Annotated in this window: 12 protein-coding genes; 6 read left to right on the forward strand and 6 right to left on the reverse strand. The window is 40.8% G+C overall.

Annotated features, from left to right (window positions below; genetic code table 11):
- Positions 1-100: 100 nt before the first annotated feature.
- Positions 101-997 carry a helix-turn-helix domain-containing protein gene (locus tag AAHJ11_RS12835; protein WP_413579598.1) on the reverse strand — a complete coding sequence of 299 codons (897 nt, stop codon included), beginning with the start codon at positions 995-997 and terminating at the stop codon, positions 101-103.
- Between the two features lie 161 nt (positions 998-1,158).
- On the opposite strand from AAHJ11_RS12835, the gene AAHJ11_RS12840 reads away from it, so the two are divergent.
- The 5 genes from AAHJ11_RS12840 to AAHJ11_RS12860 all read left to right on the forward strand — a co-directional run bounded on the left by AAHJ11_RS12840 (position 1,159) and on the right by AAHJ11_RS12860 (position 7,133).
- Positions 1,159-2,418 carry a TolC family protein gene (locus tag AAHJ11_RS12840; RefSeq protein ID WP_234133513.1) on the forward strand — a complete coding sequence of 420 codons (1,260 nt, stop codon included), beginning with the start codon at positions 1,159-1,161 and terminating at the stop codon, positions 2,416-2,418.
- 16 nt (positions 2,419-2,434) lie between these two features.
- Positions 2,435-3,340 carry an HlyD family secretion protein gene (locus AAHJ11_RS12845; RefSeq protein WP_234133515.1) on the forward strand — a complete coding sequence of 302 codons (906 nt, stop codon included), beginning with the start codon at positions 2,435-2,437 and terminating at the stop codon, positions 3,338-3,340.
- A gap of 24 nt (positions 3,341-3,364) precedes the next feature.
- Positions 3,365-4,834, forward strand: coding sequence for an ATP-binding cassette domain-containing protein (locus tag AAHJ11_RS12850; RefSeq protein ID WP_099146955.1), 1,470 nt, complete (start codon positions 3,365-3,367; stop codon positions 4,832-4,834).
- A gap of 2 nt (positions 4,835-4,836) precedes the next feature.
- Entirely contained in the window at positions 4,837-5,940 is a 1,104-nt protein-coding gene (locus tag AAHJ11_RS12855; protein ID WP_148367484.1) for an ABC transporter permease, read from the forward strand.
- 77 nt (positions 5,941-6,017) lie between these two features.
- Positions 6,018-7,133 (forward strand): ABC transporter permease, encoded by a 1,116-nt coding sequence (locus AAHJ11_RS12860; protein ID WP_320979311.1) that lies wholly within the window; start codon positions 6,018-6,020, stop codon positions 7,131-7,133.
- 120 nt (positions 7,134-7,253) lie between these two features.
- Here AAHJ11_RS12860 and AAHJ11_RS12865 read toward each other — a convergent pair whose 3' ends face one another.
- The 4 genes from AAHJ11_RS12865 to AAHJ11_RS12880 all read right to left on the reverse strand — a co-directional run bounded on the left by AAHJ11_RS12865 (position 7,254) and on the right by AAHJ11_RS12880 (position 9,753).
- Entirely contained in the window at positions 7,254-7,682 is a 429-nt protein-coding gene (locus AAHJ11_RS12865; RefSeq protein ID WP_139164968.1) for an Hsp20/alpha crystallin family protein, read from the reverse strand.
- A gap of 271 nt (positions 7,683-7,953) precedes the next feature.
- On the reverse strand, positions 7,954-8,430 hold the full coding sequence (locus AAHJ11_RS12870) for a hypothetical protein (RefSeq protein ID WP_320979305.1): 477 nt from the start codon (positions 8,428-8,430) through the stop codon (positions 7,954-7,956).
- Between the two features lie 3 nt (positions 8,431-8,433).
- Complete coding sequence (locus tag AAHJ11_RS12875) at positions 8,434-9,066, reverse strand: hypothetical protein (protein ID WP_074558378.1); 633 nt, start codon at positions 9,064-9,066, stop codon at positions 8,434-8,436.
- Positions 9,067-9,108: 42 nt separating this feature from the next.
- Positions 9,109-9,753: a vancomycin high temperature exclusion protein gene (locus AAHJ11_RS12880; RefSeq protein ID WP_320979306.1), complete on the reverse strand. Its 645-nt coding sequence runs from the start codon at positions 9,751-9,753 to the stop codon at positions 9,109-9,111.
- A gap of 311 nt (positions 9,754-10,064) precedes the next feature.
- Between AAHJ11_RS12880 and AAHJ11_RS12885 the strand changes: the two genes are divergently transcribed.
- Positions 10,065-10,769: an SGNH/GDSL hydrolase family protein gene (locus AAHJ11_RS12885; RefSeq protein ID WP_074558376.1), complete on the forward strand. Its 705-nt coding sequence runs from the start codon at positions 10,065-10,067 to the stop codon at positions 10,767-10,769.
- A gap of 381 nt (positions 10,770-11,150) precedes the next feature.
- Here the strand turns inward: AAHJ11_RS12885 and uvrB are convergent, their stop codons facing one another.
- Entirely contained in the window at positions 11,151-13,181 is a 2,031-nt protein-coding gene (uvrB, locus tag AAHJ11_RS12890; protein ID WP_320979307.1) for an excinuclease ABC subunit UvrB, read from the reverse strand.
- Between the last annotated feature and the right edge of the window lie 3 nt (positions 13,182-13,184).

The following is a 13,184-nucleotide window of genomic DNA, read 5'->3' on the forward strand; positions in this document are numbered from 1 at the left end:
TTTCTGTTATACAAGTAGCCCCCCTGCAGTCGCTACAGCCTCATTCAAAGGAACCACCCCACAAAAAGAGCAAAGAATTAAGGAATTCTCGAAATAAATTTTATTTCGAGAATTGATATTCATGTGGTGTCATTCCTGTCATTCGCTTAAAGAACTTCGAGAAAAAAGAAGGATTAGGGAAGTTCAATTCATCAGAAATTTGATAAACAAGCAGATTGCTATGTTTTAGCAATACTTTAGCTTCTAATATAATGGACTGGTTTATCCAGTCCATTACTGTTTGTTGACTGGTTTGGCGGATGATAGTGTTAAGATAGCGGGGAGTGAGACATAGCTTATCCGCATAAAAACTAACATTACGTTCTCTCTTGCTATAAGCATTGACTAAAGAAATGAAACGCTGGAAAATCTCTTCCTGATGTGTCTGGCAGCTCTGTTCTTTTTGATTGCTGTTTTTGACAAGATATTCTATATTGCACAGAATACTGATCAGTAGATATTGAATAGCTTCCCGTCGGAATGTCGGTTCTTGTAATATATTCCGTATTAAAGCAAAGTAACTCTTAAACAAGTCGTACTCATGTGAGGTCAGAGATAATATGAGGTTTTTCTGTAACTGTGAAAGATGAGTGAAGAAATTGTCTTTTCCGGCTATAGAAAGAAATTCTGCGTCCATGGCTACCATCTGCATATCAAAATCCGGAGAGACTTCTATAATCTGAAGAATGGAATTCGGAACAATTAATAGTAGCTTGTCCCGCTGAAAGGTTTCTTCTATCAGGTTGATTAAAACGCGTGCATATCCCTGTTTGATGACTGCGATGCGTCCTTCTTTGATACGATAAGGCTGGCCCAGTATGATAAGATTGGATTCTAATTGGGCGAAGCTATTTACGAATCCAAAATGCGGAGATATGTAACGGAATTCGTTATGTCGGACGACATCCGGATTTTCTAAGATTTCGAGACCTATATTCAATGGTATTTTCTTTTCCATCTCTATCTGTTTTTTCCGTCAAAGATAATAAAAATCAGCAAATAGCCTTTTATTCTTTCTCTTTATCGAACTATTGGGATATTTTTACTAACTATCGGAATGTGAATGTATCTTTGAAATCTCTATCTTTGTCTTTTGAAGAAATTAAAGAAATGATGTGTATGAAAAGAATGTTTTTCAGTTTCTCCTTTTTATTGTTTGTATCGGGAATAAATGCGCAGATAACGTTGGAAGAATGCCAACGGAAGACGCAGGAAAATTATCCGTTGGTACATCAGTATGGTCTGGTGGAGAAAACAAAGGAATATAATCTTGAGAATGCGGCAAAAGGATATTTGCCACAGCTTGCCCTTTCGGCTAAAGCTTCTTATCAGAGTGAGGTAACAGAAATTCCGGTGAAGCTCCCCGGAGTGGATTTGAAAGGACTGCCAAAAGATCAGTATCAGGTGATGTTGGAGTTACAACAGAAAATCTGGGATGGCGGAGGAATCCGGATGCAGAAGAAACAAACGACTGCGGAAGCGGAGATAGAGAAAGAAAAGCTGAATGTGGATATGTATGCGCTGAATAGTCGTGTAAATGACCTTTATTTTGGAATTCTTTTGTTGGATGAGCAGTTGAAACAGAATGCATTGTTGCAAGATGAACTGGAGAGAAATTATCGCCAGATTGCTGCCTACGTAGAAAATGGCATTGCCAATCAGGCCGATTTGGATGCTGTGAAAGTGGAACAGCTGAACACAAAGCAGAAAAGAGTAGAACTGGTTTCATCGCGTATGGCATATTTGAAGATGCTTTCACTTCTGGTAGGAGAGAAGTTGCCACAGGAAACGGTTTTGGAGAAACCTGTTCCTCAAGATGAGGTTTCGGCTGTCAGTGAGATTCGTCGCCCGGAATTGTCTTTGTTTAATGCGCAAGGAGTCGGATTACAAGTACAGGAGAAAGCTTTGAATGTGCGTCATCTTCCACAGTTCGGATTGTTTGTGCAGGGAGCCTATGGAAACCCCGGACTGAATATGCTGAAAAATGAATTTTCTCCTTACTATATTGCGGGTGTTCGCCTTTCATGGAATTTCGGTAGTTTATACACCTTGAAGAATGACCGGAAGGTAATTGAAAATAAACGCCGGCAATTGGATAATAACCGGGATGTATTTCTTTTTAATACAAGATTGGAGATGACACAACAGGATCAGGCTATCCAATCATTGGAAAAGCAAATGCAGGATGATGATGAGATTATCCGTTTGCGTACCAATATTCGTAAATCGGCAGAAGCCAAAGTGGCGAATGGAACATTGACGGTGACCGAGATGCTTCGGGAATTGACCAATGAGAGTTTGGCACGTCAGTCGAAAGCGTTGCATGAAATTCAACGGTTAATGGGAATTTATCAATTGAAATATACTACGAATGATTAATATAACTTCTTTAGATATGGAACGAATGACAAAAATAGGAATGTATGGAGTGGCATTGATAATGTTGGCTGCTTGTGGTAAGGGAATACCCAGCTATGATGCAACCGGTACGTTTGAAGCCACGGAAGTGATAGTCTCTGCCGAAGCTGCCGGAAAGTTGTTGCGACTGGAGGTAGAAGAGGGGACAAGGCTGAAAGCAGGTGAGGAGATTGGACTGGTGGATACGGTGCAATTGTATTTGAAGAAACTACAACTGGAAGCCAATATGAAATCAGTGGAAAGCCAACGTCCGGATCTTGCTAAACAGATAGCTGCTACCAAACAGCAAATAGCAACGGCTGAACGTGAAAAGAAACGCGTGGAAAATCTGCTTGCTGCAGGAGCGGCGAATCAGAAACAGCTGGACGATTGGGATGCACAAGTCAAATTGCTTGAAAGGCAGCTTGTCGCACAGGAATCATCATTGCAGAATAGTACAAATAGCCTGATAGAACAAGGAAATTCGGTTGCCATACAGGTTGCACAGATGGAGGATCAGTTAGCTAAATGTCATGTCCAGTCGCCTATCGAAGGTACAGTATTGGCAAAATATGCAGAAGCCGGTGAATTGGCGGCAATAGGCAAACCTTTGTTTAAAGTGGCTGAAGTGGATCGCATGTATTTGAGGGCTTACATTACCTCCGAACAGTTGTCGCAAGTGAAATTGGGAGATAAGGTAACTGTGTATGCTGATTATGGAAACTCGGAGCAGAAAGCTTATCCGGGGGTAGTGACATGGATTTCCGACCGTTCGGAGTTCACTCCCAAAACGATTTTGACGAAAAATGAACGTGCTAATCTGGTATATGCAGTGAAAATTGCCGTGAAGAATGACGGAGCATTGAAGATTGGTATGTACGGAGGAGTGACATTGAAAAATTAATGATTAAAAATTAAACGCAAGGAGATGGAAAAGGGAGAACCCATAGTGGTTGTGAAAGAAGTCGGCAAGAACTATGGAAAGGTGGAGGCGCTGAAAGAAGTTTCTTTCGTTGTGGAACGGGGAGAAATCTTTGGCCTGATAGGGCCTGACGGTGCCGGTAAGAGTACCTTATTCCGTATTCTGACTACTTTGTTGCTGGCGGATAAAGGAACGGCCATGGTTACCGGACTGGATGTGGTAGCGGATTATAAACAGATTCGTACGAAAGTGGGATATATGCCCGGTCGTTTTTCACTTTACCAGGATCTTTCTGTAGAAGAGAATCTGGAGTTTTTTGCTACCGTGTTCCATACGACAGTTCAGGAGAATTATGATTTAATTAAAGATATCTATCAGCAGATAGAACCGTTCAGGAAAAGAAGGGCAGGAGCTTTGTCAGGTGGTATGAAGCAGAAACTGGCATTGAGCTGCGCTTTGATTCATAAACCGGATATTTTATTTCTGGATGAACCCACTACCGGAGTGGATCCTGTGTCACGTAAGGAATTTTGGCAAATGCTCCGAAATTTGCGTGAACAGGGTATTACCATTGTCGTTTCTACTCCCATTATGGATGAGGCTCGGCAATGTGACCGGATTGCTTTCATCAATCATGGACAGATTCATGGCATTGATACTCCCGAACGTATTCTTCATCAATTTGCGTCTATCCTTTGCCCTCCTTCCTTGGAGCGGGAGGAAGTGAAGCATGAAGTAGCTCCGGTCATTGAAGTGAAGCAGTTGACAAAGTGTTTTGGAGATTTTACCGCAGTAGATCATATCTCCTTTCAGGTGAACCGGGGCGAGATATTTGGCTTTCTGGGTGCTAATGGAGCAGGAAAGACGACAGCTATGCGTATGCTTTGCGGATTAAGTAAACCGACATCAGGCATCGGAAAGGTGGCAGGATATGACATTTACCGGGAGGCCGAACAAGTAAAGAAAAATATCGGCTATATGAGCCAAAAGTTTTCGCTATATGAAGACCTGAAAGTGTGGGAGAATATCCGTCTGTTTGCCGGAATTTATGGCATGAAGGAACAGGAGATAGAACGGAAGACAGAAGAATTGTTGGATCGTTTGGAGCTTACAGCCGAACGGGATACTCTGGTGAAGAGCCTTCCGGTGGGATGGAAACAGAAATTGGCTTTTTCAGTATCAATATTCCATGAACCGAGAATCGTTTTTCTGGATGAGCCGACCGGCGGAGTAGACCCTGCTACGAGAAGGCAGTTCTGGGAATTGATCTATCAGGCAGCCGATCAGGGTATTACCGTATTTGTCACTACCCATTATATGGATGAAGCGGAATATTGCAACCGGATATCTATCATGGTAGACGGTCAGATAAAAGCACTTGATACACCTGCCCGTCTGAAACAACAATTCGGTGCGGAAACGATGGATGACGTTTTTCAGAAATTAGCCCGCGGTGCGGTGCGCAAAGCAGATTGATTATGAGACAGTTTATAGCTTTTATAAAGAAAGAGTTTTATCATATTTTCCGTGACCGGCGAACCATGTTGATTTTGTTGGGGATGCCGGTCGTGCAAATTATTTTATTCGGTTTTGCTATCACTACGGAAGTGAAAAATGTTCGGTTGGCGGTACTCGATCCTTCGAATGATGTGGCAACACGAAAAATAATTGATCGTTTGGATGCCAGTGAGTATTTCACCGTTACTGCACGTTTTCATTCGCCCCGGGAAATGGAAGCTGCTTTCTTAAAGAATGAAGTTGATATGGCGATTGTCTTTAGCGAACGGTTTGCGGATGATCTCTATACGGGTGATGCTCGTGTACAGCTGATAGTAGATGCAACAGATCCCAATATGTCGACTTCGCAAGTTAATTATGCGACAGGAATCGTTTCTATGGTAGGCCAGGAGATGATTCCCCCGAATATGTCGGCTGCCCGCCTGACTCCTGATATCAAATTGCTCTACAACCCGCAGATGAAGAGTGCTTATAACTTTGTTCCGGGAGTGATGGGCTTGATACTGATGCTGATTTGCGCCATGATGACCTCGATTTCCATTGTTCGTGAGAAAGAAACAGGCACGATGGAAGTATTATTAGTTTCACCTGTGAAGCCGCTATTTATTATTTTGGCAAAGGCTGTACCTTATTTTGTGCTGTCGTTCGTCAATCTGATAACGATCCTTTTGCTTTCGGTCTTTGTATTGGATGTTCCGGTGGTAGGAAGTTTGTTCTGGTTAATCACGGTATCTTTGCTGTTTATCTTCGTATCCTTGGCATTGGGCTTATTGATTTCATCAGTCACACGTACACAGGTTGCCGCCATGCTGGTTTCCGGATTGATGCTGATGATGCCCACGATGCTTCTATCGGGTATGATTTTCCCTATAGAGAGTATGCCGGTGATACTTCAATGGATTTCGGATATACTTCCAGCACGTTGGTATATACAGGCTGTGCGTAAACTGATGATTGAAGGAGTACCAGTTGCATTGGTGTATAAAGAGATTGGTATCTTGTTATTGATGGCGGCGGTACTTATTACGATCAGTATCAAGAAATTTAAGTATAGATTGGAATAATATGTCGATATGCCAATTGATTGTATGAATATTATACAAGTGTGCTAATGGGCAGATTGATAAATGGAAGATTATTTATGATAAAGTTCCTGATAGAAAAAGAGTTTAAACAATTGCTTCGCAATTCGTTTCTTCCGAAATTGATTCTTGTATTTCCATGCATGATTATGCTGCTGATGCCTTGGGCGGTAAATCTGGAAATCAAGAATATACAGCTGAATATTGTGGATAATGACCATTCGGCTATTTCACAACGTTTGGTCAATAAGATTGCCGCCTCTACCTATTTCCGTCTGGTGGAAGTGCCGGCTTCGTATGAAGAAGGTCTACGGAATATTGAAATTGGAACGGCGGATATTGTGATGGAAATTCCGAGGCATCTGGAACGGGATTGGATGAATGGAGAAGATACCCACATACTGATAGCAGCCAATGCCGTGAATGGAACAAAAGGAGGGCTGGGGAGTTCGTATCTATCTTCTATTGTTAATGATTATGCAGCCGAACTGCGTTCTGAATATCCTGCGACTGCTACAGTCTCCGGTGCTTTCCCTTCGATAGGCATTGATACGCAAGGGGTGTTTAATCCGAATCTGAATTATAAACTCTATATGATTCCGGCATTGATGGTCATGTTATTGACTCTGATTTGTGGTTTCTTACCTGCATTGAATATAGTTAGTGAGAAGGAAGTAGGAACAATCGAGCAGATTAATGTGACTCCGGTTTCGAAATTTGTCTTTATTTTGGCAAAGCTCTTGCCTTACTGGTTGATTGGTTTTGTCGTGCTGACTGTATGTTTCATATTAGCTTGGTTAATTTATGGCATAGTGCCAGTCGGTCATTTTCTATTGATTTACTTTTTCGCAGTTCTTTTCGTTTTGGTAATGTCCGGTTTCGGACTTGTTATTTCCAACTACTCGGCAACGATGCAACAATCTATGTTTGTTATGTGGTTCTGTTTGTTGGTTGTAATTTTGATGAGTGGTTTGTTTACTCCTATTAGCAGTATGCCGGAATGGGCTCAACTAATTACCAGGCTCAATCCTTTGAGGTATTTTATGGAAGTGATGCGAATGGTGTATTTGAAGGGGAGTGGTTTCTTTGATTTACTGCCGCAGTTTGGAGTATTGTTGTTTTTTGCAGTAGTGTTTAATAGTTGGGCAGTGATTAGTTATCGGAAGAATAACTAAGGGCGATAAGGAGGCGTTGTCTGCAATAATAATATAAAAACAGCTCGTTTCCCTTTCAGGGAAAGAGCTGTTTTATTACTTCTCATCACCGCTTCCGGTGAACAGCAAGTGGTTACCGTATTACTTTATTTCGATTTGCCGATTTGGCTTCTTCACTTCTTCTTCAGAGAGTTTAGGAAGTTCGATGTTTAAAACGCCATGTTCTACAGATGCAGCAATTTTTTCTTTGTCCACATTGTCCGGTAGAATCATTGTTTGCTGGAACTTAGAGTATGAGAATTCGCGACGCAGATAGCGACCGTCTTTCTTTTCCTCCTTGTTTTCAGTCTTCTTCTCCATGCTGATAACGAGGTTGTTGTCTTCATCAATGCGAACATTGAAATCATCCTTCGTCATACCAGGAGCAGCCAATTCCACTTTGTATTCTTTTTCTGTTTCCAAAACATTAATTGCAGGTGCAGTAGCATTTGCTTTTACCATCCAATCGTTATCAAAGAAATCATTAAAGATACTTGGTAACCAACCTTGAGTTCTTCTAACAGGCATCATAATTTTAGTCTCCTATCTTTAAGTTAAACATTCAATTAATAAATCTTGAACTTCGGCGTTTTCACTTCCGATGGTATCGGTTATCCCGCCTTCCATCGTCCGCTCTCGAACCGTTGTTCGCTTCTATAAATGCAAACCTTATGCCAAGAGATTTTGGAGACTAAAATTGTCTATTTGTCATTGTAATAGTGCCAAATTTGCAATACAGGTGACAAAATGTATTCTGTTTTTATTTATTTTATATAAGATAGATATTAATTTGATAACCTGTTTACTTCTTCTCGATCAGTTTGAATCTTATTCTTAGTGTTTGCCTTTCTTCGTCATAATCATGACTAATGATTTTGAAGGTACCCACTTCAGAAGTATTGGATACATGCAATCCGATGCAGGCGCAGGTGTCATAATCTCCAATGCGGACAATGCGAAGAGTTTCGCTTGCATCGGCAGGTAGTTTACTTAAATCTACGATGTTTTTGGCCTGTTCATGAGTCATAAACTCAACAGTCACAGGTAGGTTCTGACTGATAACCTCGTTCACTTTATCTTCAATAGACTGGATTTGTTCCGCTGTCGGACATGACGAAAGTATATAGTCACATTTGCTCTTTTTCCTTTCGATGTGGGCATTGCGAGAACGTGAGCAGCCAAAGGTTTTCACCATGGTGGCATTGAGTAAATGCTCTGCTGTATGCATAGGAGGGTATTCCTGCTTGTTGTGATCGTTGAGCTGAATTTGCTGTTGCATAATTTAATAAGTTATTTCAAGTTTATTATTCAAAGCATAATTATCTGCACTATTTTCTGATTTGTAGTTTACTGTTTTATTATAAACTGACCATGTATTGACACAATGTCCGATTTCATGCATTAATAAACGTTCAAGATAATATCTTCTTGCACTTTCTTCTGTGAATTCAATATACCAGTTACCTCGTTCTTTTACAGGTTCAGACGCATAGCCTTTATACCATGTCAGTAGTTTGTGACTGGGTTTGCTTTTTCCTATGGAGATTTTGTTGTTTTTAGGAAATGGATATAATATAATGGCATATACTCCACTACCCGTAGTAAAATAACCTTGGCAATTTACTTTAGAATTAGGTTTGCGTAGCCATATGTGTGTTATACATGATACATCTTTTTCGGGTAATTGATTCAATACACTTTCAATATGGTCTATTGTTATTGGAAAATAGAAATCTCTGGACGGATTTTCCATTATATAAATGGGGCATTTATCAAATTCTGTTGGTTTTAATAAAGAGTGTTCTCTTTTCACTATATTGTCCTTTAATTTGATTCGCATTCTTCCTCCTTTAATGTCACCAAAGGTGCGACTTTTCTTCCAGGCTGTTTTTTTCTTATTTTGTTGATGTCTCATAGGTTTTATCTTTTGTGTTTATTCATGGCATTTTATATTTAGTCATTTATTGTTTTCAATAATGATTTTCTCTCCCAAGAAATGAGGTTGTTTATCTGTTCCTAAATCTATGAACATTTTGACTCTTGCGAGTAATTCCCGGATGTTAGTTTTCAGTCCGGCATAAGCATTTACATTTTGGGCGTTGTACCCGATGGCGTCTATTCCATTTTTCTCTGCAAGATAGATCGCTCGTTCGTTATGGAAACGTTGGGAGATGATGGTCAGATGATTTTGTCCAAACACTTCTTTGGCACGTACAACAGAGTCGAGAGTCCGGAATCCCGCATAATCTAAATAAATGGATTTTTCAGGAATACCTTTTTGCATGAGTGCTTTCTTCATTTCTTCCGGTTCATTGTAATCCTCTTTACGGTTATCGCCGCTGATGAGGATATATTTAATTTTCCCGGCTTTATATAACTCTACTGTTGCAAGAATCCGATAATCGAAATATAAATTGTTATTTCCATTTTTCAACTTGGGAGAAGTTCCGAGAAGTAATCCTACATTGTTGGAGGGGATAGTATTTACTTCCGTATATAGTTTGGAGACTGTGTGTTTCTTGATTGTCCTGTTACATACAATTATGCTGATTACACACAGGATAGCTATTATTAGAGTGGTATAAAGTAGTTTGCGTTTCATGTTTCGGATAATAATTGTGACTTTACAAAAATACCATTCTTTTTTAGGAAATCAAGCATATAGACATAAAAAAAGGAGCAACGCCTTGCTCCAACCTTTGTTAACCTTAAATCTAATACTATGAAAAACACAGTGCAAAGATACGGACTGCTATGGAATTAGCAAATAATCCAAGAAAAAACGCATGTTATATAACATAGATTAAGAAAAAACTCCTTCGACTTAACGGTTATTTGTTGTTTTGGATGCCTATATATGGAGTTTTTTTTATCTTTGCATAAAATATTATATTACTAATACTTAATATAAACATGGATAAAAGAAGATGGGGCCAATGGATATTATTGGCTGTTGTTTGCTTGAGTTTCTCGATAGGAGAAAGCTATGCACAGAAAAATGATTTTGCTAATCTACGTCGTTATTCAAAAGAAAATGCTGCACTTCCACAAGCGACCAAGAAAGACAAACGGGTTATTTTCATGGGAAATTCCATTACGGAAGGATGGGTAAGGACTCATCCGGATTTTTTCAAATCAAACGGTTATATTGGCCGTGGAATCAGTGGGCAGACTTCCTATCAATTCTTGTTACGTTTTCGGGAAGATGTGATTAATCTTTCTCCTGCTTTAGTGGTGATTAATGCCGGAACAAATGATGTCGCTGAAAATACACAAGCTTATAATGAAGATTATACATTCGGAAACATCGTTTCTATGGCGGAACTGGCGAAAGCAAATAAAATAAAAGTAATTTTGACTTCCGTATTGCCTGCTGCAGCATTTAAGTGGAGAATGGAAATAAAAGATGCTCCGCAGAAAATTAAATCTTTAAATGACCGGATAGAGGCTTATGCAAAAGCAAATAAAATTCCGTTTGTTAATTATTACAAAGCAATGGTGGTTGACGAAAACCAGGCCTTGAATCCTCAATATACTAAAGATGGAGTTCATCCGACGAGCGAGGGATATGATATTATGGAACCGTTGATTAAAAATGCCATAGAGAAGGCGCTTTGATTTATCATCACTTGAAGTAGGAGTAATCCAACTATAAAAAATGGGGAGGATTGCAGGGATAGATTCAGTCGTAATGAACGATCAGTCTATATCTGCAATCCTCCTTATTTATTCTTTAGAGAGTTTCCGTTATGTCTTTCCAGCTGATGGCCTATAGACATAAAAAAAGGAGCAACGCCTTGCTCCAACCTTTGTTAACCTTAAATCTAATACTATGAAAAACACAGTGCAAAGATACGGGATTCCGGTAACTTTGCAAATTATCAGCCCTTAACAGGTGTTTTTATAACACTAATTAATAGACTAAATGCGAAGTTACAGGTTTGTTAAGAGTTTCAACCCTTAACAATCAGGCTATGATAGGTGAACAATGGGGGAATTTTATCCCCATTTCTCTTTCATCAAGTCCTCCAGTTTCAATAATTCGTCACGATATTGTGCGGCTTCGATAAATTCGAGTTTCTTGGCTGCTTCCTGCATCAGTTTGCGGGTACGCTCGATACTCTTTTCCATTTGCGCTTTACTCATATACTGCACTACCGGATCTGCGGCGATATTCGGAGTAGAAGGTTCTATATAAGCATATCTTTCTTTTAACAGTTCATCTGCCTCTTTTGCATTGCCGAATACAGACAAGTTTCTGGCCTTTTTAATCTGTTGCGGGGTAATTCCGTTTGCCTCATTATATGCCAACTGCTTTTCGCGGCGACGGTTCGTTTCATCAATCGTCAGTTTCATACTATCCGTCATCTTATCAGCATACATGATTACCTTACCGTTCACATTACGCGCGGCACGTCCCGCAGTTTGTGTCAACGAACGGTGTGAGCGGAGGAATCCTTCTTTGTCTGCATCGAGGATAGCGACGAGAGACACTTCCGGAAGGTCGAGACCCTCACGAAGCAGGTTCACCCCGATAAGTACGTCATAAACTCCTTGCCGGAGATCATCCATAATCTTCACACGTTCCAGTGTGTCGACATCGCTATGGATATAGGTGCATCTCACATTATTATTAAGAAGATATTCTGCCAGTTCTTCTGCCATTCGTTTGGTTAGTGTAGTGACGAGTACGCGTTCTTCCTTTTCAATACGGAGCTGGATTTCTTCCATTAAATCGTCAATCTGATTGAGGCTCGGACGCACTTCGATGACAGGATCAAGCAGACCGGTAGGACGAATCACCTGTTCCACGACGATTCCTTCCGATTGAATCAATTCATAATCCGCCGGTGTAGCACTGACGTAGATTACTTGTTTTGCCATCTCCTGAAACTCTTCGAATTTCAACGGACGGTTGTCCATAGCGGCAGGCAATCGGAAACCATATTCCACAAGATTGATTTTTCGCGCACGGTCTCCTCCATACATTGCACGGATTTGGGGTACGCTTACGTGGCTTTCGTCGATAACGATCAGGAAATCATCCGGAAAGAAATCGAGCAAACAATAGGGGCGGGTACCGGCAGCACGGCCGTCGAAATAACGGGAGTAATTCTCAATTCCGGAACAATGTCCCAATTCCCGGATCATCTCCATATCGTAAGTTACTCGCTCATACAATCGCTTGGCCTCGTATTCTTTGCCGATAGATTCGAAGAAAGCTACTTGCTTGGTCAAATCATCCTCTATTTCATGAATAGCGCGGAGAGTAGCCTCTTTGGTAGTCATGAACAGGTTGGCCGGATAAATCTTATAGGCGTCAAATGGCGCGATAGTGACTCCTGTGATGGGGTCTACCTCTTCGATACCGTCAATCTCATCTCCCCAGAAGGTGATACGGAGCAGGTTGTCGGTATAAGCCAGATAAATATCCACCGTGTCGCCCTTGACCCGGAAATTTCCACGGTTCAAGTCAATATCATTGCGGACATACAAACTGTCTACCAAACGACGTAGAAACACATTGCGGTCCATCATCCGTCCCCGTTCTATTTCGATGACATTTTTGTAGAAGTCCGAAGGATTTCCCATACCGTAGATACAAGATACCGAAGAAACCACTACCACGTCTTTTCGCCCGGAAAGCAGGGCGGAAGTGGTAGCGAGTCGGAGCTTGTCGATTTCGTCATTGATGGCGAGGTCCTTTTCTATATATGTATCACTGCTCGGCAGATAAGCTTCCGGCTGGTAATAATCATAGTAAGAAACGTAATATTCTACCGCATTATTGGGGAAAAATCCTTTAAACTCACTGTAGAGCTGGGCAGCCAGTGTTTTGTTATGGCTCAAAATCAAGGTGGGTTTATTGATATTGGCGATCACATTGGCAATGGTAAATGTTTTTCCCGACCCGGTCACTCCCAATAAAGTTTGTGCGGGAACTCCCTGAAGTACCCCTTCAGTAAGTTGTGCTATAGCTTCCGGCTGATCTCCGGTAGGTTTGTAAGCTGATGTTAGTTCATAATTCATAGT

Origin of the sequence: Bacteroides sp. 90-K9/2, from assembly GCF_047310725.1 — a bacterium.
GTDB classification, from domain to species: domain Bacteria; phylum Bacteroidota; class Bacteroidia; order Bacteroidales; family Bacteroidaceae; genus Bacteroides; species Bacteroides vicugnae.